Origin of the sequence: Limosilactobacillus frumenti DSM 13145 (assembly GCF_001436045.1) — a bacterium.
Taxonomy (GTDB): domain Bacteria; phylum Bacillota; class Bacilli; order Lactobacillales; family Lactobacillaceae; genus Limosilactobacillus; species Limosilactobacillus frumenti.
The window spans coordinates 66,824-90,892 of the sequence record NZ_AZER01000013.1; the positions used below are offsets into that span (position 1 = coordinate 66,824).

At 45.2% G+C, this 24,069-nt stretch carries 22 protein-coding genes; 18 read left to right on the forward strand and 4 right to left on the reverse strand.

Annotation, left to right across the window (positions count from 1 at the left end; all coding sequences use genetic code 11):
- Positions 1-11 precede the first annotated feature (11 nt).
- Positions 12-767, reverse strand: coding sequence for a Fic family protein (locus tag FD27_RS02470; protein WP_057749021.1), 756 nt, complete (start codon positions 765-767; stop codon positions 12-14).
- A 167-nt stretch (positions 768-934) separates the two neighbouring features.
- On the opposite strand from FD27_RS02470, the gene FD27_RS02475 reads away from it, so the two are divergent.
- The 3 genes from FD27_RS02475 to cysK all read left to right on the forward strand — a co-directional run bounded on the left by FD27_RS02475 (position 935) and on the right by cysK (position 4,619).
- Positions 935-2,461, forward strand: coding sequence for a gluconokinase (locus tag FD27_RS02475; protein ID WP_057749385.1), 1,527 nt, complete (start codon positions 935-937; stop codon positions 2,459-2,461).
- 401 nt (positions 2,462-2,862) lie between these two features.
- Complete coding sequence (locus tag FD27_RS02480) at positions 2,863-3,690, forward strand: homoserine O-acetyltransferase/O-succinyltransferase family protein (RefSeq protein ID WP_057749024.1); 828 nt, start codon at positions 2,863-2,865, stop codon at positions 3,688-3,690.
- Between the two features lie 5 nt (positions 3,691-3,695).
- Positions 3,696-4,619 carry a cysteine synthase A gene (gene cysK / locus FD27_RS02485; protein WP_057749027.1) on the forward strand — a complete coding sequence of 308 codons (924 nt, stop codon included), beginning with the start codon at positions 3,696-3,698 and terminating at the stop codon, positions 4,617-4,619.
- A 43-nt stretch (positions 4,620-4,662) separates the two neighbouring features.
- On the opposite strand, the gene FD27_RS02490 is transcribed toward cysK, so the two are convergent.
- Positions 4,663-5,583, reverse strand: a complete 921-nt coding sequence (locus tag FD27_RS02490; RefSeq protein WP_057749030.1) for a magnesium transporter CorA family protein — start codon at positions 5,581-5,583, stop codon at positions 4,663-4,665.
- A gap of 518 nt (positions 5,584-6,101) precedes the next feature.
- Here FD27_RS02490 and FD27_RS02495 point away from each other — a divergent pair.
- The 4 genes from FD27_RS02495 to FD27_RS02510 all read left to right on the forward strand — a co-directional run bounded on the left by FD27_RS02495 (position 6,102) and on the right by FD27_RS02510 (position 12,385).
- A complete protein-coding gene (locus FD27_RS02495) occupies positions 6,102-6,683 on the forward strand; it encodes a DUF4767 domain-containing protein (protein WP_057749033.1) in 582 nt (193 codons plus the stop codon).
- Between the two features lie 169 nt (positions 6,684-6,852).
- On the forward strand, positions 6,853-8,775 hold the full coding sequence (locus tag FD27_RS02500; RefSeq protein WP_057749036.1) for a TerB N-terminal domain-containing protein: 1,923 nt from the start codon (positions 6,853-6,855) through the stop codon (positions 8,773-8,775).
- A 2-nt stretch (positions 8,776-8,777) separates the two neighbouring features.
- On the forward strand, positions 8,778-10,109 hold the full coding sequence (locus FD27_RS02505) for an ATP-binding protein (RefSeq protein ID WP_057749040.1): 1,332 nt from the start codon (positions 8,778-8,780) through the stop codon (positions 10,107-10,109).
- 20 nt (positions 10,110-10,129) lie between these two features.
- Positions 10,130-12,385 carry a DEAD/DEAH box helicase gene (locus FD27_RS02510; RefSeq protein ID WP_057749044.1) on the forward strand — a complete coding sequence of 752 codons (2,256 nt, stop codon included), beginning with the start codon at positions 10,130-10,132 and terminating at the stop codon, positions 12,383-12,385.
- Positions 12,386-12,427: 42 nt separating this feature from the next.
- Here the strand turns inward: FD27_RS02510 and FD27_RS02515 are convergent, their stop codons facing one another.
- Positions 12,428-12,979, reverse strand: a complete 552-nt coding sequence (locus FD27_RS02515; RefSeq protein ID WP_057749047.1) for an SGNH/GDSL hydrolase family protein — start codon at positions 12,977-12,979, stop codon at positions 12,428-12,430.
- Positions 12,980-13,121: 142 nt separating this feature from the next.
- Here FD27_RS02515 and FD27_RS02520 point away from each other — a divergent pair, with 142 nt between their 5' ends.
- The 9 genes from FD27_RS02520 (at position 13,122) to FD27_RS02560 (ending at position 22,476) form a co-directional block, all read left to right on the forward strand.
- Complete coding sequence (locus tag FD27_RS02520; protein ID WP_057749051.1) at positions 13,122-14,165, forward strand: zinc-binding dehydrogenase; 1,044 nt, start codon at positions 13,122-13,124, stop codon at positions 14,163-14,165.
- Positions 14,166-14,288: 123 nt separating this feature from the next.
- Entirely contained in the window at positions 14,289-14,666 is a 378-nt protein-coding gene (locus tag FD27_RS02525; protein ID WP_057749054.1) for a cupredoxin domain-containing protein, read from the forward strand.
- A complete protein-coding gene (locus tag FD27_RS02530) occupies positions 14,666-16,594 on the forward strand; it encodes a copper-translocating P-type ATPase (RefSeq protein ID WP_057749057.1) in 1,929 nt (642 codons plus the stop codon). Before FD27_RS02525 ends, FD27_RS02530 begins: the two co-directional genes overlap by 1 nt.
- Before the next feature lie 183 nt (positions 16,595-16,777).
- Positions 16,778-17,335, forward strand: coding sequence for an elongation factor P (efp, locus tag FD27_RS02535; protein ID WP_057749060.1), 558 nt, complete (start codon positions 16,778-16,780; stop codon positions 17,333-17,335).
- Between the two features lie 121 nt (positions 17,336-17,456).
- Positions 17,457-18,467 carry a hypothetical protein gene (locus FD27_RS02540; RefSeq protein ID WP_057749063.1) on the forward strand — a complete coding sequence of 337 codons (1,011 nt, stop codon included), beginning with the start codon at positions 17,457-17,459 and terminating at the stop codon, positions 18,465-18,467.
- Between the two features lie 51 nt (positions 18,468-18,518).
- Positions 18,519-19,688 carry an ATP-binding protein gene (locus FD27_RS02545; RefSeq protein ID WP_083482672.1) on the forward strand — a complete coding sequence of 390 codons (1,170 nt, stop codon included), beginning with the start codon at positions 18,519-18,521 and terminating at the stop codon, positions 19,686-19,688.
- A 177-nt stretch (positions 19,689-19,865) separates the two neighbouring features.
- Complete coding sequence (locus FD27_RS02550) at positions 19,866-21,209, forward strand: TrkH family potassium uptake protein (protein ID WP_057749066.1); 1,344 nt, start codon at positions 19,866-19,868, stop codon at positions 21,207-21,209.
- A complete protein-coding gene (locus FD27_RS02555) occupies positions 21,202-21,870 on the forward strand; it encodes a potassium channel family protein (protein WP_057749069.1) in 669 nt (222 codons plus the stop codon). Before FD27_RS02550 ends, FD27_RS02555 begins: the two co-directional genes overlap by 8 nt.
- 12 nt (positions 21,871-21,882) lie before the next feature.
- A complete protein-coding gene (locus FD27_RS02560; RefSeq protein WP_057749072.1) occupies positions 21,883-22,476 on the forward strand; it encodes a class I SAM-dependent methyltransferase in 594 nt (197 codons plus the stop codon).
- A gap of 55 nt (positions 22,477-22,531) precedes the next feature.
- Here the strand turns inward: FD27_RS02560 and FD27_RS02565 are convergent, their stop codons facing one another.
- Complete coding sequence (locus tag FD27_RS02565) at positions 22,532-22,975, reverse strand: MarR family winged helix-turn-helix transcriptional regulator (RefSeq protein WP_057749075.1); 444 nt, start codon at positions 22,973-22,975, stop codon at positions 22,532-22,534.
- 150 nt (positions 22,976-23,125) lie between these two features.
- Here FD27_RS02565 and FD27_RS02570 point away from each other — a divergent pair, with 150 nt between their 5' ends.
- The gene (locus FD27_RS02570; RefSeq protein ID WP_057749079.1) at positions 23,126-23,566 is read left to right on the forward strand and encodes an OsmC family protein; all 441 of its coding nucleotides are present in this window, start codon (positions 23,126-23,128) and stop codon (positions 23,564-23,566) included.
- Positions 23,567-23,577: 11 nt separating this feature from the next.
- Positions 23,578-24,000 carry an OsmC family protein gene (locus FD27_RS02575; RefSeq protein ID WP_057749082.1) on the forward strand — a complete coding sequence of 141 codons (423 nt, stop codon included), beginning with the start codon at positions 23,578-23,580 and terminating at the stop codon, positions 23,998-24,000.
- Positions 24,001-24,069: the final 69 nt, after the last annotated feature.

The window sequence follows — 24,069 nt, forward strand, 5'->3', positions numbered from 1 at the left end:
ACCACCTATTACTAGTTGGATAAGCCCAACGCCTTCCGGATATCCGTATCATTAGGCTGCCAACCTTCATAGAGATTGAATAAGACACTATCCCGGGCAATGCGGTACGCTGCTTGACTAGTGAAGTGGTGACCACAGATTGTTTGCTGGTGATCGTTAAACGGGACTTCTTGATCATAGTTGCGGACCGCATCGTCAGAATTAATTAATTGAATCTGCTCCGCCATTCCCTGATAGTTAGCAGCATTCAGCGCCACGATGAGTTTCATTTGGTGACGTGGAAAGTGGAGATATTGGTGGTGCTGCATGGCTACCAGTTGCAGAAAGGTTTTCGTTGACCGGCCGTTACCTTCGCGGAAGGGATGAAGAGTATTAACATTATCTAACAGCTTCATGTATTCATTCGCCGTGGGCTGCTTTCTCTTCAGCATCGGTTGAAGCAACTCATTCTCAATATATTGCCAAGCCAATGGAATCGTCGCTGCCGGCTGGGCAAAGAAGTCCATACCACCAGTACGTTTGTGCAGGTCGTAGTCGGTTCGTACCTGACCAGCCCAGGAGTAAATTGATCCGAATAGTTGCTGGTGAACCAGACAAAGGTCATTGAGTGAACCAATGCGTGGCGCATGGGTCAATATCAGCTGAATCTGTTGGCAGACAGTTTGAAATTCCCAGGTAGCCAGTTGCTGGGCATCATGAATTTCCAACTTGTTCTTCAGACAACCATTTGGATAGCAAAAACGGCGGAAAAATTGATCATTCTCCATTATTAGTCTCTTTTCTGTAAGGAACTCCAAACATTTCTCACACTAACTTATTTACCCTTCTAATTATACCATTGTGCCATGTCCCACTTGGTGTTTGGGGCTTCCTTATCATCATTGATTGCGCTATGATATGCTGTAATATTGAAGAATGTCAGGAGGTTAAAACCATTAATTACTTGATCGGTGTCGACGTCGGCACAACTGCTACTAAGGCGGTTTTATATGATGAACATGCCAATGCACTGAGACGTTTCAGTGCTGGCTATGCCCTGTATCGCGATGCTAGGGGAATGGCAGAACAGGATCCCTTTGCTTTATTGGCTGCAGTGGAACAAGTTATTCATGATGCGGCGGCGGAAATTGACTTTGCTCATGAACAGCTCCTTGCCGTGGCCTTTTCTAGTGCTAATCAGAGTGTCATGATGTTTGACTGTCATTTCAAACCACTGACCCGCATCATCACCTGGGCGGATACCCGAGCAGAAGAAGTTGCCAAGCGGCTCAAACACAGTCCAGCTGGTTCGCAAATATATGCCCAGACGGGGACGCCGATTCACCCCATGTCACCATTGACGAAAATTATGTGGCTAAACCAGACGCAATCAGATAAAGTGGCCCAAGCAGCGTATTTTGTCGGGATTAAGTCCTTCCTGTTCCATCAGTTCTTCGGAGTGTTCAAAACTGATATATCGATGGCTTCCTGTACGGGGATGATGAATATTCAGACCGGCAACTGGGATGATCAGGCATTGTCTTTAACGAACCTGCGAGTAGAGCAACTGCCGGCCATTGTCAGCGGGACAACCCAGGAAAGGGGACTTACTCCCGAAGCTCAAGCCCAGATGGGGATCCCGGTAGACACCCCATTTGTTTATGGTGCTTTCGATGGGGCATTATCTAATTTGGGTGTTGGTGCCATTAAACAGGATACGGTGGCTATTACGATTGGGACATCTGCCGGCGTGCGTGTGGTTACTGACCACCCAGTGATTGATCTGCAGCAACGCCTGTTTTGCTACGCTTTGGATAATGATCACTGGGTAATTGGCGGTCCCATTAATAATGGCGGCTTTGTTTACCAATGGGCGGTTCACCACCTTGTTGACGCTAACGCGGTCCAACATGAAGGCACTGATCCATATACCCTGGCCAATCATGTCATTGCAGGGGTACCAGCTGGTGCACACGGTCTCCTTTTCCACCCTTTCCTTGGTGGGGAACGGGCACCACTATGGAATGCTGATGCACGGGGAAGCTTCTTTGGCCTGTCGCCCCTCCACACCCGGGACGACATGTTACGGGCGGTGATGGAAGGAATCAGTATGAATATCGCCACTGTGTTTGAGGCGGTGAGTGACCTAGTCGGTAAGCCCAATCGAGTTACTGCAACGGGTGGCTTTGCCCGGTCTGTAGTGTGGCGGCAGATGTTAGCGGATGTGCTTGATTGTCCGGTCAACATTCCCAAGTCGTTTGAGTCTGGCTGCCTTGGCGCCGTCACGATGGCGATGAAGAGCCTGGGGATGATTGACCATCTCGACGCGGTAAATTATTTGATGGGCGGCATCGATGCTTATCAACCAGAGCCTGGTGCTGTGGCGGTCTATCACCGCTACCTTCCCGTATTTAAGCAAGTTGAAAAATTGTTGACACCTGCATATTTGGCTATTGCCCACTTACAAAAGCAATCAGAGTGATCAGTTGCATATGACATCAAACATTCCAGGCAGCCAATTCAGCGATTAAATGTTTAAGAAAATAATGATTGTCCAATGACTGGCTGTGATTATCATTAGACCTTGGTAGCTGGAAGAAGGACTTTCATTATCTGTTCGCGGATGGAAGGGTCCTTTTTATTTGCTGCTCGTGAAGAGATATTGATTGACTTTCTCCATCGTTCAATATAAAGTTGAATTATCATAAAATCGGATAATATTTAGGGAGTGGTCCTATGTTAATGTCAATTCAGTCCCAACTCCAAGCACCTGAATACTGTTGTTAATTGAAGTATTTTTGTTGGCTTCTTGTAAGCCTGTTTAATTATGTCTTCAACTGGCAACAGTTTTTTTGTGCAATTAAATAAAGCGAGGTGATAATGATGGCAGCTGCACCGCTGAAAATAGGAATTCTCAACCTAATGCATGATAAGCAGGATACCCAGCAACGGTTTACTCACGTTTTAACAGCAACCGGATTTCCAGTTAGCATTACGTATCTGTACCCACCCATGCACTATACTGGGCGACAGGTTCCAACGACAGTGGCGGCGATCTCAGAGCCATTGGTGATCCCAGAAGTTAAGCAATTCGACGCTTTTATTATCACTGGGGCGCCAATTGAACAGTTGCCATTTGACCAGGTAACTTACATTGATGAGATTCACCATTTAATTGATGAACTTGTAAAGCAACGGATCCCGCAACTTTATATCTGTTGGGGAGCGATGGTCGCCGCTAATTATCTATATGGAATTAAAAAACACTTGTTGCCTGAAAAACTGTTTGGTGTTTATCCAAACCAAGTGTTAGATGACCGCGGATTATTAAATGGCTTGCCCAATGGCTTTTTAGCTCCGCATGCCCGCTATGCCGAGTTGGACTACCGTCAGGTTGTGGACGCTCCAGACCTGATCTTGGAATCCACGACTGTTGGGAACCACCTGTTTTCATTCCGCGCTCGCCATCGACAACAAAATTTCCTGTTTGCTCATTTAGAGTACGGCCGTGATGCTTTGATAAAAGAATACCGCCGGGAAAAGAATGCTTATCCTGATCGCGAATATGCCAAACCACAGCATTATTTTGCTGATCCGGTTCATATGCAGGATCCTCAGTTTAAATGGCAATTAGCCCAAAAATTGTATTTTAGAAATTGGCTACAATCCGTTGCACAGAATGTCACTGACGAACAATTAATAAAGGAGTAATTATTATGACTAAGATTGTTGATTCCATTACTGATTTGATTGGCCACACCCCAATCGTTAAGTTGAACCATGTTGTCCCAGCAGATGCTGCGGATGTCTATGTTAAGCTAGAATTCTTTAACCCCGCTGGTTCAATCAAGGACCGGATTGCCCTAGCAATGGTTGAACAAGCTGAGAAGGATGGTAAGTTGACTGCTGGCGGAACGATCGTCGAACCAACTTCCGGTAATACCGGTGTCGGGCTGGCAATGGTGGCGGCTGCTAAGGGTTACCACCTGGTCATTACGATGCCGGAAACAATGAGTGTTGAACGGCGGAAGTTAATGCAAGGTTATGGGGCTGAATTAGTCCTGACACCTGGTGCTGATGGCATGAAGGGTGCCATTGCGAAGGCGGAAGAGTTAGTCAAAGACAAGGGCTACTTCATGCCAATGCAATTCGACAATCCTGCTAACCCAGCAATTCACGAAGCCACGACTGGTAAGGAAATTGTGGACGCATTTAGTGACCACTTACCCGATGCCTTTGTAGCTGGTGTTGGTACTGGTGGTACCTTAACGGGCATTGGTCATGCCTTGAAGAAGGCCAATGCCGCAACGAAGGTTTATGCATTGGAGCCGGCTGAATCACCAGTCTTGAAGGAAGGTAAGGGTGGCAAGCACAAGATTCAAGGAATCAGTGCTGGCTTTATCCCAAAGGTCCTCGACCAAGACGTTTATGACGGCATTGTTGAAATTAAGAGTGATGATGCCATTGCAATGGCGCGTCAAGTGGCGCATGAGGAAGGAATCCTAGTTGGTATCTCTGCTGGTGCCAATATCAAGGGTGCCATTGAAATTGCAAAGAAGCTTGGCAAGGGTAAGAAGGTTGTGACTGTCTCACCAGACGGCGGAGATCGGTACCTGTCAACTGAATTGTTTGATTACTAAAAAATAATGCCTAGTGGCTCATCCAGTGGCCGCTAGGCATCTTTCATTTGAGGTATTTCTTTTTACGTAGGTACAGGGCTAAGATAATTGTGACGATGGCCGTTAAGCCGATGATCATGGCAAACCCATAACCAGCACTCTTCCAGGGTAGTCCGCCGACGTTCATTCCCATAAAACCACTTATCAACGCCGCCACAGCGATGACAATTCCTGCTGAATCTAAAAATTTCATCAAGTTGTTTAGATTAGAATCCATCATGGCGGTAAATAAACTACCAATGGAATCAAGTAAGTCACGAAAAATGTGAATTGCTTTGTTGAGCCGACGTTGTTGAATTTGAATATTGAGCCGACTTTCTTGAGAAATGTCTGCAATGGTGGGTGATTTGAGAAAGGCGTCTAATGTTTCACCCTGGTCATTCATTGTGTGGTAAAAGAAAACAATGTGGCGAGTTAAATCCGTTAATTTACGTAAGCATGCATTATTGATTGTCGTCCGTGCTACTTTATCAAGCTTGTCAATTTCTGGCTTGTAACTCATTAGAGCCGTTGATAGATTATCCTGGCACTGATCGAGGTAGGCAATGATAAAGCTAGTAACATTATTAGCCGGAAAGTCGTTGGCCTTGATGGCACGGTTATCTGTACAGATAATGGCACGCTGACTATCAAATACAATAATCACGGGAGTCAGTTGTTGTTCAATTGTTGCCAATTCAGGTACAAAGTCGTAGACGACTAATAACTGGGGATTGTTCATGACAGTACTTGTTGTGGTATGAAAACGAGAGACTTCTTCTGGTGATGAGTGAAACTTAAAGGTTAATTTTTCAAGATCGAAGGTATCGCAAACCTGACTGATCTCATCCACTGATGGTTTTACCAACATAATCAAATTAGCTTCGATCAATGGTGATGTCGTCGCTTGGGGTCCAGTAGTTGTGAGTATATAACGTTCAAGCATATTGGCACCTCACTTTTAACCGTGTTTTAAGTAGTCAAATTTTATCATGAATATGTTAATTACAGTGGTAAATACTGATCGATCAAAGAAAATTTTAAGGATTGCGAAAAGCCGGGAAAATGGTATAGTTAAGGTAATTATTTTGCAAAGCGAGGGGAACAAAATGGCTAAGTATCAAGTTGAATTGAGTGAAGAAGACATTCAAATGATCAAGGATTGTCACTCCAAGAATCCTTCAATCATGAAGGCAATGGAGAATGCGAAGAAAGTTGATTAGAGTGCGAGCCAGCAAAGAGCTTGCGGAAGGCTAGCAATTTCTCCTGACGAAGGCGGCTTACGCCTAGGAAGGAGGTTGCTAGCTATAGCAAGCTCCTGGCGAGCATGTTTCGACTCAGTTGCAGGTGAAACTTCATCCGAGCACATTTAACTCGGCTGCAGGCGAACATCTAATCATTAATTACAGTGCAAAATCACACTAGACGGTGGCTTTGCACTTTTTTATTGGGGAGGAATTACTTGTGAAAAAGACACGGATCATTCTTAGTGGTGTATTAGCAGGATTATTACTTGCTTTAACCGCTTGTGGTCAACAGCAAAGTAGCAGCTCAAATAGCAATAACAGCGAATATTCTGCTTCTAAACCAGCTAATAATAATCAGCAGTCCGGAAATGATCAGCAGGCAACTAACAACGGGTCGTTATGGAACAATAAGAAGGGGCAACAGCTGGACAAGTTTATTAACCAATGGGCGCCAACAATGAATCAATCCTATGAGAAGTACAATGGGACCGATGAATTGAAGGTTTCCACAGGGCTATCATATCCGGCTGACCTGAGCAAGGAACAAGTTGATGGTCAATCTGGCCTGATTGGTTGGGCACCTAGTGGTAAGGGTAACTACGAATACAATGTCGTTGCCATTTATAACTACAATGGGACGGAGCCGCCACTCCCGAACCGGATCACTTATTTCTTCTGCTTCCACAATGGCAAGCCAATTGTTCTTGTAGATCAGAGTCGTGACGGTGACCCGAGTGCGCATCCGACAGTAAATAAGGACGTTGAATCTAACTTTGAACGGATTGCCAATGAAAACTAATTAGTATCCACCAGGTCGTCGGTGCCATGATGCACTGCCGGCCTGTTTTTATTGACTGTCCACTTACTGGATAGTTTATTCTTGTTTCTAACACTGGTGTCGGCGTGCCGGAACCAGTATAATGGAACAGTAATGATCGAACGTATATTCTGACTGAGGAGGGTCGCCAATGGACCGTGCAGACTTGCTAAATTATGCTCGTCACCATTTCGGTGTTCAGCCAAGTTACGAATGGGCTGGCTTTCGGGATGACTGTGTCCTCAAATCACCAACTAACGGTCGTTGGTTCGCTTACTTTGGTGAAAAGGAGCGGTCCGCAATTGGCTTGACTGGTGAAGGCAAAGTTTCCTTTGTGGATATTCGCTATGCCAAAGAAGAACATTCACTAATGGCAAAGGAAGGCTTTACGGCTCCTGTTCAGATGACTGGAAATGAATGGGTGGGTGTTATTTTGGATTTGAGTCCTGATGAGTCAACCGTCCACCGTTTGCTTTCACGAGCGTTCACTGATTCTTTAAAAGAGCGCCGGCCAGCGAGTGAGCATTTAATCCATGTGCCCGCTGTCCATCAAGAGACTGTTTATCATGATGCAGCCATTCCCAAGCCCACGCGGCCCATCCCATTTGCCAAGCCTGATGATCAGCAAGATCGTCGTGTCTTGAAAATGCAGCGAATGTATGATTACACGCTATCGCCATTAAGGGGACGGGCAAAAAACTTCTTTCGTCAGGGCCAATACATGGCTGATTATGAACCAACTGGTGGTTCTTATCATGGTTCTATTAATCGTTTTTATGCTACCTACCATGATCTCAACACATTCCAGTTAAAGACCTATTTCTGCTGGCGTACTCAGGTTCGTCATCACAAAATGCAGATGGCCCCCATGGCCTTTTTTACTATTTATATTTATGAGCTGTTGAATTTAATTGGAATGAAGTCACCGCAGGAAAGTTACCAGCAATTAAAGTGGTTTGGTCAAGCCGCCAATGACTATTTAAGTGATCGGATTACTAAGCATTTACAGCAGTGGATTCGTGACTTTGTGATTTATTATCAGTTGGATTCCCAGCTCGTTCAGGATGAGTTCAAAGATGAAATTGCAGATGATCAGGCGTTGGACGTCCTTTTACAACCTGATCAACATGATGATCATGAAGTTACCGAGGCATTGCGTCACTTTGGCTCATACCATCTGGATCACTGTCCATTGTATAAGCAGGACCGGGCAAAACTCGAGAAAGCAGTGGCTTCAACCTGGCAAATGTTGATAGAAGATGCTGACTTTGATGTGGTGAAGAACTTTATCGGCTGGCATGCGTCAGCCGTCTTTCGGCCATTTGGGGATGCCGTTTTTTACTCCCCACACAAGATTACTGACTGTGATTGCCAAATTGATGCTCAACGCCGCTTTACTTGTCATAATGGTCGTTGGACGTATGAATACTATCTTGCCGTTAACAAACGGGGCAAACGGGTTGGTAACTTATTACACGAAATCGATCGCCTGCTGCGGCAGTATTACCGTTTGGGCAGGAAACTTACTCCTAAACCTCTTGATGACCAGCTTGTTAAAATTATTAAGCAAGCCATTGTGAATGCTGACCACGAGCTGAAAGAGGCTCGTCGTCCGAAAATTAAAATTGACTTGTCAAACCTGGATCAAATTCGGGCAGACGCTTCTATTACCCGTGAAAGCCTGCTAACAGATGAAGAACGGCAATTAGAAGCTGCTGATGACCAACCAGCTGCAAAACCAGTTATGTCAGCTTCGGCTCAGCCGGTTCCTGAAGACGTGCCAGCAAGTAATGCGGCACCTGCAACACCAGCTGACAATGACGTGTCTGGGAATAATGACCTGGGATTAACGGCTGATGAAAGTTACCTGTTAACGCACTTATTACGTGGGGATGATTGGCACGCCTACGCTAAACAGCATCACTGGTTAGTTTCTGTGCTGGCCGATGGGATTAATGATAAATTGTTTGATGACATTGGCGATACTGTGATTGAATTTGACGATCATGATCAGCCACAGTTGGTTGAAGATTATGTTGAAGACGTAAAAGAATTGTTATCGGAGGAGGATTGATGATGCCAACAAAGCAAAAACGGGTACCTAAACGAATCGCCCAAACCGTTCTTAACTCTTTGAAGGGTGGTGTTGTACCACGAATTGGGTTACCTTACGTAACGGTTGGCCGGAAGAATGAGATTGCGGCCTTATTGCATGACGTCGATATTATTTCAGAAGGTGGCGCTTCATTCCGCTTCATTGAAGGTCGCTATGGGTCTGGAAAGAGTTTTCTTTTGCAGACTATCCGGAATTATGTCATGGATCGCGGATTCGTTGTGGTTGATGGCGACTTATCACCAGAACGCCGTCTTCATGGTGGCGATGGTAAGGGTCTAGCAACCTACCGAGAACTTATTCAGAACCTCTCTACCAAGACGCGGCCAGAAGGTGGGGCCTTGAACCTTATTCTGGACCGGTGGATCAACTCAGTACAAAGCAAAGTGGCATCTGAACAGGGCCTGCAACCTGATGATCCAGCCTTTGAAACTGCAGTGGATAAAAAAATTTACAAGGTCATCTCATCTTTGAGTGAATTGGTGCATGGCTTTGACTTCGCTCACTTATTGAATATGTACTACCACGCTTATGTGACTGACGACCAAGAGACGAAGGCGAAGGTTACAAAATGGTTCCGTGGTGAATATAACCGCAAGACGGATGCTAAAAAGGAGCTCGGCGTTAACATCATTATTTCTGATGATGATTGGTACGAATACTTGAAATTGTTTGCTTCCTTCTTCCGTCAGGCGGGCTACCAGGGGATGATGATCATGATTGATGAATTGGTCAACATCTACAAGATTCCGAATAGCATTAGTCGCCAGTACAATTACGAAAAAATCTTGACCATGTATAACGACACCTTGCAAGGAAAGGCTAAGTATCTGGGTATTATTATGTGTGGGACTCCGCAAGCTATTGAAGATAAACGACGGGGAGTATATTCATATGAAGCGCTCCGTTCACGGTTATCTTCTGGGAAGTTCTCCCGTGAAGGAGCTCGTGACATGTTTGCTCCTGTCATTCATTTGGAACCACTAACCGCCGAAGAAATGATGGTGCTGACCGAAAAATTAGCTAATATGCATGCTGGCCTATATGGTTACCAAAGAACGATTAGCGAAGATGACTTAGCTACTTTTATTAAGATTGAATATGGTCGGATTGGTGCTAGTTCGAACATCACACCACGGGAAGTCATTCGTGATTTCATCGAGTTGCTCGATATCCTATGGCAGAACCCAGACACTGATGTTGAAACACTCCTGAAGTCAGACCAATTTAACTACACCAAGTCTGAAGCAGTTTCTGATAAGAAAGACGACGGCTTTGCCGAATTTACGATTTAACCCGAAAGGAGGGGAATGACGTGGATGTTTTTTCACGGTATGCGCCCTTTGTGCAAGATTATATCTATCGTCAGGGGTGGCAGAACCTACGGGCAATCCAACAAGCGGCTGGGGATGCCATTTTCAATACCGACCAAAACGTGTTACTTTCCGCGCCAACCGCGTCTGGTAAGACGGAGGCGGCCTTTTTCCCAATCCTGACGCTGCTTGACGAAGAGCCACCATCGTCAATTGGGGCACTCTACATTGCACCCTTAAAGGCGTTGATCAACGACCAATACCAACGGCTCAATGATCTTTGTGCAGAACCAGGAATCAAAGTTTGGCGCTGGCATGGGGATGTTGCCCAGTCACAAAAGCGTAAATTATTACGACATCCGTCTGGTATTTTGCAGATCACTCCCGAATCATTAGAATCTTTGATGCTGAATAAGCACATGGATATTCCAAGCTTGTTTGGCGATCTCCGCTTTATCGTGATTGATGAAATTCACTCAATGCTGCGGGGCGATCGCGGCGGGCAAACCTTCTGCCTGATTGAACGGTTAGCCCGTTTAGCAGGTTGCCATCCCCGGCGGATTGGCCTCTCTGCCACGATCGGTGACCCGACAGCAGCCGCTAATTTTCTTGCCGCTGGCACTGGGAAGGGGACCGTTACACCAAAGACCGGTGATACCCATGAAGTTTGGCGGCTCTCAATGGAGCATTTCTATCAGGATCCCCACCAAGCTGGTCAGGATGACGATAGTAATGAAAACACTCAACCGGCTTTGGAAGAAGCAACGGATAAGGCGCCGACAATGGCAGACCCGGGATTAGCCTATATTTTTGAACATACTCGCGGTAAAAAGTGTTTGGTATTTACCAACAGTCGTGAAGAGTGTGAAGCAGTTTGTCAGGCATTGCGTTCTTACTGTGCGGCCAACCATGAACCTGATCGCTTCATGATCCACCACGGGAACCTGTCAACCGCCTTTCGTGAAACGGCTGAAGAGGCCATGCGTGATGACAATGTCATGATGACGACCTGTGCTACCGCTACTCTGGAATTGGGAATCGATATTGGGCGCCTCGAACGGGCCTTTCAAATTGAAGCGCCGTTTACTGTCTCTGGATTTCTCCAGCGGATGGGGCGGACTGGTCGGCGGGGTAACCCACCTGAAATGTGGTTTGTAATGCGGGAAGAGCACCCCGAGTCGCGGGCGATGCTACCGGAGCTGATTCCTTGGTCATTGATTCAGGGCATTTCCCTGGTCCAGTTGTACTTGGAAGAACGCTTTGTGGAACCGCCACGGACGGGTCGCCTGCCTTACAGCTTGCTCTATCACCAAACCATGAGTACTTTGGCCGCAGGTGGTGAAATGACGCCTGCTGAGCTGGCCTCACGGATTCTGACATTGTCTTACTTTGACGACATTAGCCAAGACGACTTTAAGGTCCTTTTACGTCACTTGCTAAAGACGGACCAAATCGAACGGACCGAAAATGGTGGCTTGATCGTTGGCTTGGCTGGTGAGCGGGTCGTTAACAATTTCAAGTTCTACGCCGTTTTTCAGGAAAACGTTGAATACAGTGTTCACTCTGGTTCTGAAGAGCTTGGGACCATCGTCAAGCCGCCACCGGTTGGTGATAAGATTGCGATTGCTGGCCGGGTCTGGGTGGTTGAAGATGTTGACCATAAGCACCACCAGGTATACTGTCACGAAGTTAAGGGCCGTGTGCCAGCTTACTTTGGGGATGTACCTGGTGATATCCATCCGCGGATCTTAGAACGGATGCAACAAGTTTTGCAGGAAGATAAATCATACCCGTACTTAATGAAGAACGCGATCGCCCGGTTAAAAGAAGCACGAGCCGCTGCCCAGTCATCGGGGATGCTCGACCATCCATTGATCAATCTTGGGGGCAAGATGTGGTGCCTCTTTCCATGGACCGGGACTTACTCGTTCTTAGCCTTGGAACGGTTGCTCCGGCGGAAATGTGCCAAACGCTTGGGCCTCCGGGGCTTCAATTCAGTTCGGCCATACTATATGCAATTTTCGATGGACGTTGATGAACAGCACTTCTATGAGATTTTGAAGGAGGAGGCGGCCGCAGACTTTGATCCGCTCGACCTGCTCTTTGACAAGGAAGTACCGTCATTCGATAAATATGATCCTTACTTACCCGATGAATTAATCCGTAAGGGCTTTGCTGAAGGCGTTTTGGATATTAAGGAAATGCGCCGTTGCGTCCGACGAATTGTTCGCCAAGGACATAGTAAGTACGTTAAATAAAACAAATCTCCGTAAATCATTTTGACTTACGGAGATTTTATCTTATTTAATATTTTGTTTGACTAGTTTGGCAAAGGCAGTTTGTCCAGTTGGGTTTAGGTGGATGCCGTCATCGTAGAACCAGTCATGGTGGTGCTCAGCTGCTTGGTGCCAATTGATAAGATGAACATTACGGTTGTGCTTAGCTAATTGGCGGATGGTTTGGTCAGCACTATCTTGCCAATCAACCCCTTGACCATACACATTGACCCAGTAGATCTGGTGGTGTTTACCAATGCGGTTAATTAAATCTTGGCCAGTTTCCTTAGTAAAAGCGCCATTGGTCCCAAGCCCGATCACAACAGTCTTCTTTAACTGACCATTTTGCTTCAATTGATCAACAATATCATTGGCATCGGTAACCTGGCGACCTTCCTTAGCATCAACTTTGATACCAGGAAGTTGTTTTTCCAATGCTGGCTTGGCACCCAGAGTGACTGAGTCTCCAATCATTGTTACTGACGAGCCGCTTTTCGCCCATACACGGTGGTTACTGCAAATACCGATTCCTAATAAGATGGTCATGATCAACGTGACCAGTTGCCATTTTTTCATAATTGACCTCCTGAAAATAACTTCTCTATCCATTATAAGCGAAATATGCAAATTTAGTATTGGTGACTATTAACTCTAAGCATTAGTAATGTCGCAAATGAAAGCGATATAATTATAGTGTATGAGAAAGGAGTGCTTAATGATGAAAAAAGCCTTTTTTGCAAAAGTTGGTCAAATGGAACTAAAGAATGTTGACAAGCCAACAATCCAAGCTCCAGATGACGTTATTTTACGAATCGTCCGGACCTGTGTCTGTGGCTCTGACTTATGGAACTTCCGGGGGATTAATCCGCTTAAGGGTGGCGAAGAGAACTCTGGTCACGAAGCTATTGCCATTGTTGATCAAGTTGGTGACGACATTACGACCGTTAAGCCTGGTGACTTTGTAATTGCCCCATTTACCCATGGTTGTGGTCATTGTGCGGCTTGCCGGGCAGGGTTTGATGGCTCTTGTCAAGATCACAGTGACAACTTTAGTAATGGTGTCCAGGCCGAGTACTACCGCTTCCAACACGGCCAATGGGCACTGGTTAAGATTCCTGGACAACCGGGTGACTACAGTGAAGGCATGTTGAAGTCCCTGTTGACCTTAGCTGATGTTATGGCAACTGGTTACCACGCTGCTCGGGTTGCTAACGTTCAGCCTGGCGACAGTGTTGTTGTAATGGGTGACGGTGCCGTTGGCCTTTGTGGAATTATCGCTGCTAAGATGATGGGCGCAAAGCAGATCATCTCCACCAGTCGGCATGCTGATCGTCAAGCACTAGCTGAAGAATTTGGCGCGACGGATAACGTTGCTGTTCGTGGTGACGATGCTGGGAAGGCTATTTTGGACTTAACTCATGGTCAAGGTGCGGATGCGGTTCTTGAATGTGTCGGGACTGAACAATCGACCGATACGGCAATGAAAGTGGGTCGTCCTGGTGCCATTGTCGGCCGTGTTGGGTTGCCACATACTCCAAAGCAGGATATGACCACGCCGTTCTACAAGAACACGATTGTTGCCGGAGGCCCAGCTTCCGTAACGACCTATGACAAGGCAACCTTGTTAAAAGCCGTTCTTGACGGTGAAATTAATCCGGGAAAGGTCTTCACGAAGAGCTTTACGCTGGACCAAATTGACGAAGCCTACAAGGACATGGACCAACGAAAGGTCATTAAATCATACGTTAAGGTTTCCGACTAATAAGAAAAATAAGAGGATGACGTTCTCAAGGCGCCATCCTTTTTATTTAGCATCATTGTTGACAAATGTAAACAATAGAGTACAATATAATTAAAATTACAAATGTAAACAGTAAAGGAGATAATGATTATGGCTCAATTAATTACACTTATCGTTGCAGTAGTTTTGATTGCAGGGATTATATGGTGGTTCTTTGGCAAGCATCAGCAAGAAGTCAGCGATGCTACGGTTAGTAATAATTCCCAATCAGCAACTGTTGTGGTCAATGGTGGTTATTCCCCAGAAACAGTTATTTTGAAAAAGGGCGTGCCAGCGCAACTCCATTTTGATATGAAAGATCATACAGCATGCTTGTCCCATGTGGTATTTGACAAATTAGGGGTTAATAAGGACCTTACTAAGCAGCCAGTCACTACAATTGATATTCCAACCGACAAAGCTGGTGAATACAACTTTGCATGTGGAATGGATATGTTCCACGGGAAGGTGGTCGTTAAGTAATGAAACTTAACAGTACTAATCGCTTCTGGATTGTCTTTATTTTAACAATTCCGATGCTAATCCAAATGTTGGCAATGCCTTTTCACTGGATGATGCCTGGCTATAACTGGGTGGCATTGGTCACGACGACGATTATCATGATTATCGGTGCCTGGCCATACTGGACCAGTGGGTGGGCAGCCTTTAAGAAACATAATGCAAATATGAATACACTAGTCGCGATCGGTACTGGTATTGCTTACTTGTACAGCCTCTTTGCAATGGTCACTGGGCGACCAGTCTACTTTGAAAGTGCAGCTTTCATCACCGTTTTCGTTTTACTTGGCGACACGATGGAAGAACGGATGCATGATAATGCTTCAAATGCGCTCCAGAAACTACTTAAGTTACAGGTGAAGTCAGCCCAGGTATTACGTGATGGGCACTTTGTTGAAACACCACTAGCAGAAGTCCAAGTTGGTGACATTGTTCAAGTTAAGCCAGGGCAAAAGGTGCCGGTTGACGGGGTTATTACCAGCGGTCAGTCCACGGTGGATGAGTCCATGATTACTGGTGAAAGCATGCCAGTGCAAAAACACGCTGGTGACCAGGTTGTTGGCTCGACCATTAATGGTGACGGGGCGATTGAGTTCCGAGCAACTAAGGTTGGAAATGATACCATGCTGGCACAGATTGTAGAAATGGTTAAGAAGGCTCAGACCAGTCACGCTCCCATTCAAAATTTGACTGACCGGATTTCGCAGATTTTTGTGCCAGCCGTACTAATTATTGCGATCATGACCTTCACAATTTGGTTTGCCTTTCTTGGGGCTACCGCTGTTCAAGCGATGCTCTTTGCCGTAGCCACTATCGTGATTGCCTGTCCATGTGCATTGGGACTGGCAACCCCTACGGCTTTGATGGTTGGTACTGGTCGTGCCGCTAAAATGGGTGTGTTGATCAAGGACGGTACGGCACTGGAAGAGATTGAAAACGTGAAAACGATTATCTTTGATAAAACAGGGACCATTACCAATGGTCAACCAGCGGTCACGGATATTGTCGGTAACCAGTCCCAAGTATTACAGGTGGCAGCCAGCCTCGAAGCTTCGTCTGAACATCCACTGGCGGCAGCCATTTTACAAAAAGCTAAGGCAGAAAGTGTTGATTATCCATCCGCCACTGATTTTCAAGCACTTGAAGGACGTGGCGTTATGGCAAAGGTTAATGGTGAAGGAGCCTTTGTTGGTAATGAACGTCTGGCTGCAGAATCTAAATTGCCAAGCGATCTACAGCAAAAGTTACATACCCTGCAGGCCGCTGCTAAGACCGTGGTGATTGTTGGCTATGCTGGACAGGTGATTGGCCTAATTGCTATTCAAGATGCTCCCAAACCGAGCTCAGCTGCAGCAATTAGTGCTTTAAAGGCACGTGGCTTAAAGACGGTGATGCTTACTGGCGACAACCAACGCGTTGCTGAAGCGATTGCTAAACAAGTCGGCATCGATCAGGTTATTGCAGGAGTACTGCCTAACCAGAAGGCTGAACAAGTCCAAGCATTACAAAAGGACGGCAAAGTGGCCTTTGTCGGGGATGGTATTAACGATGCACCAGCATTAACGACCGCTGATGTAGGGATTGCAATGGGCTCAGGCACGGACATTGCAATCGAATCAGGCTCGATCGTTTTGGTACAAAATGACTTGAACGGTGTTGTTCGGGCCCTTGATATCTCTAAGAAGACCTTTAATCGGATTAAGCTCAACCTGTTCTGGGCTTTGATTTACAACTTGATTGGAATTCCGATTGCAGCGGGCCTATTTGTCTCTTTTGGATTACAACTTAGTCCAGAAATTGCGGCCCTGGCCATGGCTTTCAGCTCAGTTTCCGTAGTAACATCATCATTACTACTTAACCGGGTTAAAATTGCTGGAACTACTGCTGCATAAATAAAGAACCGCTAACTGGCTAGTTCAGTTAGCGGTTTTGCTGTCTTTATGAATGTGATACAATGTTGTATGAATGCTGTTGAAAAACAGTAGAACGATACCATGAAGTCGGGATCAGGCTGGTCCCGGGTCATCCTCATTTAAGTGGGTGTAGTTCAAAAATACATAAAGGGAGTTTTTCTTATGATTCAAACAATCGATCTGAAAAAAGGTATGGTTTTTGAACGCGGTGGCAAGCTGCTCCGGGTTCTTCAAATTAACCACCACAAGCCTGGTAAGGGTAACACTTTGATGCAAATGGACATTCAAGATGTGCGGACTGGCTCCATTGTCCACACCACGATGCGTCCATCTGAAAAGGTTGAACAAGTTAACGTTGACAAGCGTCAAGCTCAATACCTGTACGACCAAGGTGACTCTGCCGTATTCATGGATATGGAAAACTACGACCAATACGAAGTTTCTTCTCAACAATTAGGTGACGACAAGAAGTACTTGGTTGAAAACATGAAGGTTACGGTTAACTTTGTTGACGGTGAAATTGTTGGTATTGAATTGCCAACCACTGTTGAACTTGAAGTTGCTGACACACAACCAATGATCAAGGGTGCAACCATCGATGGTGGTGGTAAGCCAGCTACGATGACTACTGGTTTAGTTGTTAACGTTCCTGCCTTCATCAAGAACGGTGACAAGCTGATCATCAACACTACTGATGGTTCATACAAGTCACGGGCATAATAAGCGTATTAGCCGTGACGTACTAGCAACTGCGTGCTAACCTGATAATTACTATCAAAAGTACGATACACAAAGTCGTGTGTCGTACTTTTTAATTTCTTCGCAGAAAGGGGGCCTTCCAATGGAAAAGATCACAGCATTGCGAGCTCATCAACGCACGCAAATCATCAAGTCATTAACCGCAGATCAGGTGCGAGCTCTAAATGAATTTACCCGCTATGCGATGCTTTCCCAATTTCATACTAACCACTATTTGCGTGACACTGACTGGGAGTTTCAAGGCATTGTGATTGATCCCCTGTACCATCTTGCCCATGCTCACCGGGGGCAAAATCTCTACTGTGATTGTGGACGACGGCTTAAAAATCAGTTTATCCTCCGATCACGGTCAACAGGACACCGCCTGGCTTTAGGAATTTCTCATTTTCAACAGCATGCTAGTATTCCGGAGACAGTAATCAAGGAGATTAAGCGGGGCATCAATGAAATTGACCTTTATCGGGATGCTATCTTAATCGCTTATGCGCGTGGACAACGTTTTCCTCACCAAGCGTTTGACTATGTGCAAACTCACCGGGGCTTTGCTAATCGGGAAGCCAGTCAATTTTATCAGCGGTGTCTCCTGTTTTCGCAGGTCAACTTGCCACTCTTCCCAAACGATTATCGAGATCTGATGGCGCTGGTAAAAGAAGTTCGTGCTGGTCACCGCCACCGCCTCAGCAAGGAGGAAGTTCAGCAAATCGTGACCGCTATTGCAGAAGACTGGCGTAGCTTGAATCGCCAATTGACCCTGTATGAATATCAATTAACCCAAGCCGGCTTAACCAATGACCACCTCCATCGTCTGCAACTAAATGCACTGAATTATGCTTTACGGCGTCATAAAAGTCGCTTTGTTGTCCATGATTGGAAAGCCATTCGTCAGCTCAATTTGACCAAAGCACGGACGCAGCAAGCAATCATTTTGCGCCAACTAGCCTTTTATTGGCAGGTAACTGTTGACTGTTCGCCGATCAGCACGGCACGTGACCAACTGGGTCAAGTCTTAATCTCTCACCAACAGGCTCGCCAATCTTCACGCCTCTTTGCTGTTCAGGAGGGCCGTCAACTTGTCCAAGCCGATTTAGGCTAATAACATCCTAAAGTTATATAATTGATTTACTAACACAAAGGAGTGCTTGCTATGGGACCATTTGCGACGATGTCATCTGGCAAACCATGGTCGGGTAAAGCAACTGACCTGGTGAAACGTCATCTGCTGGTTGTGGGGCAAACCGGGAGTGGGAAGACGACCACGACCCTGTCTCTGTTAAACCAGTTGCAAAAGGCTAACTACACGACGATTATTTTTGATCCAACGGGTGAATATGCCCAGTTGCCGAACGCGGTGACCTATCGCTTAGGCGACAATGCCTACCTGGAAGCAGGGCAGTTATCGTCAGACCAGCTACAGGAGGCTCTTGACTTGCCACTAAATGACGAGTTAATTGCTAAGGTGCGCTCGGCAGTCACGGCCCTCCGTATTCAGGAAAATATTACCCAACAGAAAACGGTTTACCGGAAACTAGGGGTTGCCATTGACCAATATGAGCGACAAGCAGCCAAACTTGGGTCCTGGTCACGGAGCTTTGCCAGTGCTCATTTGGCACAACAATTGATTGAAGAATTTATTGTCCCTTATTCAGACGACCGGGCTGATTATCACCTCCTGGGTCAACAATACGATCGACCAACCATTAACCATCTCTGGGGCGCGATCACTGCTATTCAAGCAGAGCTGAGTTCTGAACGTTTCCGGGCCTTATTTGATCCGGATCCGCATCCGGGAGTATTTAAGACCGAACTGAACTTCGTGATCAAAATGTTTTTAACCCACCAGACGAGTCACCGGACGCTGGTCATTGATTTGTCGGCATTGAAGCAATTTGAAAGCAGTCAACGGACAGTTATCTCCCTGTTGCTGAAGAATTTATTAAATAGTCGACTTCAAGGAAAAGCCAGTTTCCCCGTCAATATTGTCATTGATGAAGCCCACCGTTATTTGCCAACAGATGAACAACAACTCGCCGATAATGGGATTTTCCAGGTCCTTCGTGAAGGTCGTAAAGTTAACCTATCTATGACCTTAACAACGCAATCGCCATTGGATTTGCCCGCCCGCTTACGATCCCAATTTGCGCACTTGTTGATCCACCACCTGGCGAGTGCTGATGAAATGACGAGCCTTGCTCATGGTCACCACTTCTCACTTGAGCAGCTAATGAACCTGACAACGGGACAAGCGTTACTCGTTTTACCACACCAAGAAAATCAGCTCATTAACGTTAATTTGCCAGATTGGTTCCGGGCTTAATATAAAATTAAATGGCTGTTTTGAGAATATGTGTTATACTTAACCAAGATTATTGTTAATCGAATCCAATAATCTACTTTGAATCACTTAAGGGACTGCGGCCGCATGTCGTGGTCCCTTTTGTGATATTCAGAAGAATGATAAGATAAGAATGATTATGCATAGGGAGGGACAATGATGATTGAATTATTTCACCGGCGATATTCATTTCCAAAAATATTAACTTTTGGTTTTTTAATCATCATCCTCATTGGTACGTTACTACTGTCTCTTCCTATTTCCATTCGGCCGGGAGAAACGCCCGACTTTATGACGGCACTCTTTACATCAACCAGTGCAACTTGCGTGACTGGATTGACGTTGGTGCCGACCGCAACCCATTGGTCATTATTTGGCCAGGTTGTCATTGCAATGCTGATGGAGGTCGGGGGACTAGGTTTCATGACTTTTGCGGTAATGATGTCCCTATTGATCAGGTCCCGAATGCGGATGTCCACCCGCTTATTGACGCAGGAAGCGTTAAATCTTGAACATTTGTCGCAATTTAATGTGGTTTACCTCATTATCCGGCTGTCTTTGATTATTCAGGTCGTGGGGATGGTGTTCCTCTGGTTTGATTTCAAAAATCGTTACGGTTGGTTAAAGGGAATCTGGTTTAGCATCTTCCACGCCATCTCAGCTTTTTGCAATGCCGGTTTTGACTTGACTGGTAATAGTCTCGAAGACTATGTCCAAGATCCCTACCTTTTGACTGTGATGGCGATGTTAATTATTGCCGGTTCTTTTGGGTTCCTGGTTTGGCAAGACCTGCTACTTTTCCATAAGCGACGGTGCTTGTCACTTCATACTCAGTTGGTATTGAGGACGGGAGCCGTTTTGTTTGTTCTCTCCGTCATTATTTATACCATTACCGAGCATAATTTAACGCAGTTCTCTAACCACTTGACGTTCGGTCAACGGGTATTTAACACGATCTTTATGTCAATTACTCCCCGAACAGCTGGTTTGACGACCTTCCCATATACTAAACTCAGTGCTGCCGGGATCTCCTTTACCATTATTTTGATGTTCATCGGTGGAGCACCAGGATCAACGGCTGGGGGAATTAAAACGACGACGATCGGGTTGCTGGTCATTCAAAGTTTGGCCACCCTGCGTGGTCAACGTGATACGACTTTTGCCCACCGCCGCTTCACCGATGAAAATATTTTTCGGGCGCTGACCTTAATGGTAGTGGCTCTCGCGTTTTTACTCATTTCAATCTTGATCTTGGTAGAAACGCAAGCGTTGCCGAAGCACGATTCCTTAGCCTATGTTACCTTTGAAGCTACAGCAGCGTTCGGAACAACCGGGATTTCGTTAGGGATTACCCCAAGCCTAAATTTTGCGGGAAAATTAGTAATCATGGCCCTGATGTTTGTCGGCCGGGTCGGCATCTACACTGTCATGTATTCAATCTTCAATGCTCACCCTAAGCAACGGGATTATCATTATCCAAAGGAGAGTGTCTTAATTGGCTAGAAAAGAAAGCTTTGCAGTTATTGGCCTTGGACAATTTGGTGCATCGTTGTGTGAATCATTAGTTGATGCTGGCCAAGAAGTCCTGGCGATAGATGTTAATGAAGAAGTCGTCAACGAATACGCCGACCGGGTAATGCGGGCAGTGATCGCGGATGCCCAGGATGAAGATGCTCTGCGTGACCTGGATATTGGTAACTTTGACCATGTGTACATTTCGATTGGTCAAAATATCGAGGCTAGTATTATGGCAACTTTGATTGCTAAGGAACTGGGTGCGCCGGATATCATCTGCCGGGCTGAAAATGCTAACCATGCCCGGGTCCTTGAAAAAATTGGTGCTAACCAGGTAGTGCGGCCTGAACACGATTTAGCAAAGCGACTAGTATTCCAGCAGCTTAATCCCAGCGTTGTTGACTATGTGCAGTTAAGCAAGGAAACAACGCTGGCGGAAGTCAATGTTAATAATCCGAAGTTCTTTGGCAAAACGTTAGATGAACTCGACTTCCGCAATCGGTATAATGTCAATGTGATTATCATTGTTGGTGCTAATGAAAAAGTAAATCAAATGCCACAAGCGGAGGATATTATTCGTCCGCATGATAAGATTACGGTGGTTGGTGAACTAAAAGCCATTCGGCATTTGAATGATATCGTTGGTTAAGGGGTAAGAAGAATGAAAATCTTTTTAACAATTGTAGTTATAATTTTGCTGGTAATTGTCGCCATTTATGCCCACACTTTGTTCAGAGGCCGGGGATTAATCTGGCACCAGATTTTAAAGGAGTTGGACATCCCCGAAAAGTCACAAGTCGCTGAACTGGGCCTTAATTATGCAGGGCTATTTGTATTAGTTGCTCAACAATTGAATGCGCCAGGGAAGGTCGTCGGTATAAACATCGGGAAGCCGGAAATTAGTCAACGGGAAGAAAAGCGGATTACCGAAAACCGGGTCGCTGACCGAGCAAAGATTGTTGATGGCGATCTCTTAAACTTACCTCTTGAGAACCGAACTTATGACTATGTTTTCTCTAGTTTTAGCTTCCATAGTGTGAAGCCAGCAATCAATCGTGGCCGGGCCATTCAAGAAGCCGCCCGGGTCCTGAAGCCAGATGGTCAGCTGGTGATTGTTGACTTTGGCCCCATCAATGAATACGAATCTATCCTCAACAATATGGGCTTCCAAAATGTGCGCGTTGTTTCTACCGGCTGGATCGGTTGGTGGGGTGGACCATGGTTAGGTACTAAAGTGCTCGTTGCGAGCCGCTAATTATCAATATTAAAACTCCTCATATCCGCGTGGGTATGAGGAGTTTTTAGTACTATTAATCAAAATTTTGCTGAGCATTATTAACCATTTGGTCCATCACACGAGCAACAGTGTTGAGGTCATTTTGAGGAATCCCTTTGGTCATTAGTCCTTGAAAATGGGTCACAGTTGGTAGACTCTTCATTAACTTTTCTTCGCCAGCTTTTGTTAATTGGATAATTTTTTGACGGTGGTCATTACCGTCCTGATGAGTTTGTACTAATTCTTCTTCATCTAGACGGCGAATGATCTTAACCATGCTAGGTCCTTTAATGTCCACTAATTTAGCTAATTCGTTTTGCGTGATTTGACCATGCTGATCAATAAAGTATAACGACAACCAAATATTACGATTAAGACCAATTTTACGTAATTCACGGTCAAGTGTATCCCCAAATAATTTACTACTCCGGTTTGTGATACACATGATGCAACTATCGAGGTTAAAAACTGTTTGCATATTTGAATGAGCCTTTCACTTTTTGTTTATTATAGCACGACAAATTAAATAGTTAGCTAACTATTGACTTTGAAAGAGCACAATTTTATTATGAAAATGTAAGCGATTTAGTTTCTTGTTTATTTATATTATTATGTGAAAGGTGTGAAGATGATGAAACACTATGAAGCAACAGCACGTAAGACTGATCAAAGTCTTCAGGTGGATGTTCATTCTCGTGGAATTCATCAAATAATTGATGAACCTAAAAATGCTGGTGGTTCAAACACCGGAATGAATCCGGTTGAATTGGAGCTCAGTACACTAGGGGCTTCTCTCCAGCAAACAGCTGAACAGCTTGCAGCTCAGCAAGGGTTTAAGTATGACCATCTGACAATCAACTTGGAAGGAGACCTTGATCCTCGTGGATTTATGGGTAACCCAGATGTGCGGAATGGTTTTCAAGAAATCCGCGTCGACTATACCTTTAAGACAAGTGAAAAAACTGCTGACTGCAAGAAATTTGTTCAAGATGTTGAAAAGAACTGTTTGATCTACAATACCTTAGTTAACGGTACTAAAGTGGTTGTAGATGACGTTGTCAAGGACTAGGAGGGTAAATTATGGCAGTTACAGTTTACAAGGCAACAGTTTCTAGCACAGATCGTCCACACAAGTATATTGCACACGTTCGTGATTTTACGATGACCTTTGATGAACCGCGGGAAAATGGTGGCCTGAATGAAGGAATGCGTCCTGAAGAAGCCATCCTTTGCTCATTGGGTGCTTGTGAAGATATTGTTGCTGGAACCTTTAGTAAGGCTAAAAAGTTTAAATATACTTCTCTTTACCTGCCATTATCATGGTCAAAAAATGATGCAGATGAAAATCAGATTTCTGAAATTCATATGAGTGCCTATTTCCGGACCCCTAATACTAAGAAAGAAGCAAAGGACTTTGTAGAATTTATGGAAAACACCTGTCCGGTTCGTGATAATTTAGCTAATAGTGTTCCGATTGTTACTAAGTCTGTTAAAACTGAATAAACATATATTATTGATTAGAAAAACTCCTCATATCCGCGTGGATATGAGGAGTTTTTTAACTGGTGTAAA

Bases quoted from the DNA above. Each gene is read 5' to 3' on its own strand.
- FD27_RS02545 (WP_083482672.1), top strand. From the start codon at position 18,519: ATGGGACCATTTGCGACGATGTCATCTGGCAAACCATGGTCGGGTAAA.
- FD27_RS02575 (WP_057749082.1), top strand. From the start codon at position 23,578: ATGGCAGTTACAGTTTACAAGGCAACAGTTTCTAGCACAGATCGTCCA.
- cysK (WP_057749027.1), top strand. From the start codon at position 3,696: ATGACTAAGATTGTTGATTCCATTACTGATTTGATTGGCCACACCCCA.
- FD27_RS02570 (WP_057749079.1), top strand. From the start codon at position 23,126: ATGATGAAACACTATGAAGCAACAGCACGTAAGACTGATCAAAGTCTT.
- FD27_RS02505 (WP_057749040.1), top strand. From the start codon at position 8,778: ATGCCAACAAAGCAAAAACGGGTACCTAAACGAATCGCCCAAACCGTT.
- FD27_RS02515 (WP_057749047.1), bottom strand. From the start codon at position 12,979: ATGAAAAAATGGCAACTGGTCACGTTGATCATGACCATCTTATTAGGA.
- FD27_RS02565 (WP_057749075.1), bottom strand. From the start codon at position 22,975: ATGCAAACAGTTTTTAACCTCGATAGTTGCATCATGTGTATCACAAAC.
- FD27_RS02490 (WP_057749030.1), bottom strand. From the start codon at position 5,583: ATGCTTGAACGTTATATACTCACAACTACTGGACCCCAAGCGACGACA.
- FD27_RS02500 (WP_057749036.1), top strand. From the start codon at position 6,853: ATGGACCGTGCAGACTTGCTAAATTATGCTCGTCACCATTTCGGTGTT.
- FD27_RS02560 (WP_057749072.1), top strand. From the start codon at position 21,883: ATGAAAATCTTTTTAACAATTGTAGTTATAATTTTGCTGGTAATTGTC.
- FD27_RS02540 (WP_057749063.1), top strand. From the start codon at position 17,457: ATGGAAAAGATCACAGCATTGCGAGCTCATCAACGCACGCAAATCATC.
- FD27_RS02530 (WP_057749057.1), top strand. From the start codon at position 14,666: ATGAAACTTAACAGTACTAATCGCTTCTGGATTGTCTTTATTTTAACA.
- FD27_RS02525 (WP_057749054.1), top strand. From the start codon at position 14,289: ATGATTATGGCTCAATTAATTACACTTATCGTTGCAGTAGTTTTGATT.
- FD27_RS02520 (WP_057749051.1), top strand. From the start codon at position 13,122: ATGAAAAAAGCCTTTTTTGCAAAAGTTGGTCAAATGGAACTAAAGAAT.
- FD27_RS02550 (WP_057749066.1), top strand. From the start codon at position 19,866: ATGATTGAATTATTTCACCGGCGATATTCATTTCCAAAAATATTAACT.
- FD27_RS02480 (WP_057749024.1), top strand. From the start codon at position 2,863: ATGGCAGCTGCACCGCTGAAAATAGGAATTCTCAACCTAATGCATGAT.
- FD27_RS02470 (WP_057749021.1), bottom strand. From the start codon at position 767: ATGGAGAATGATCAATTTTTCCGCCGTTTTTGCTATCCAAATGGTTGT.
- efp (WP_057749060.1), top strand. From the start codon at position 16,778: ATGATTCAAACAATCGATCTGAAAAAAGGTATGGTTTTTGAACGCGGT.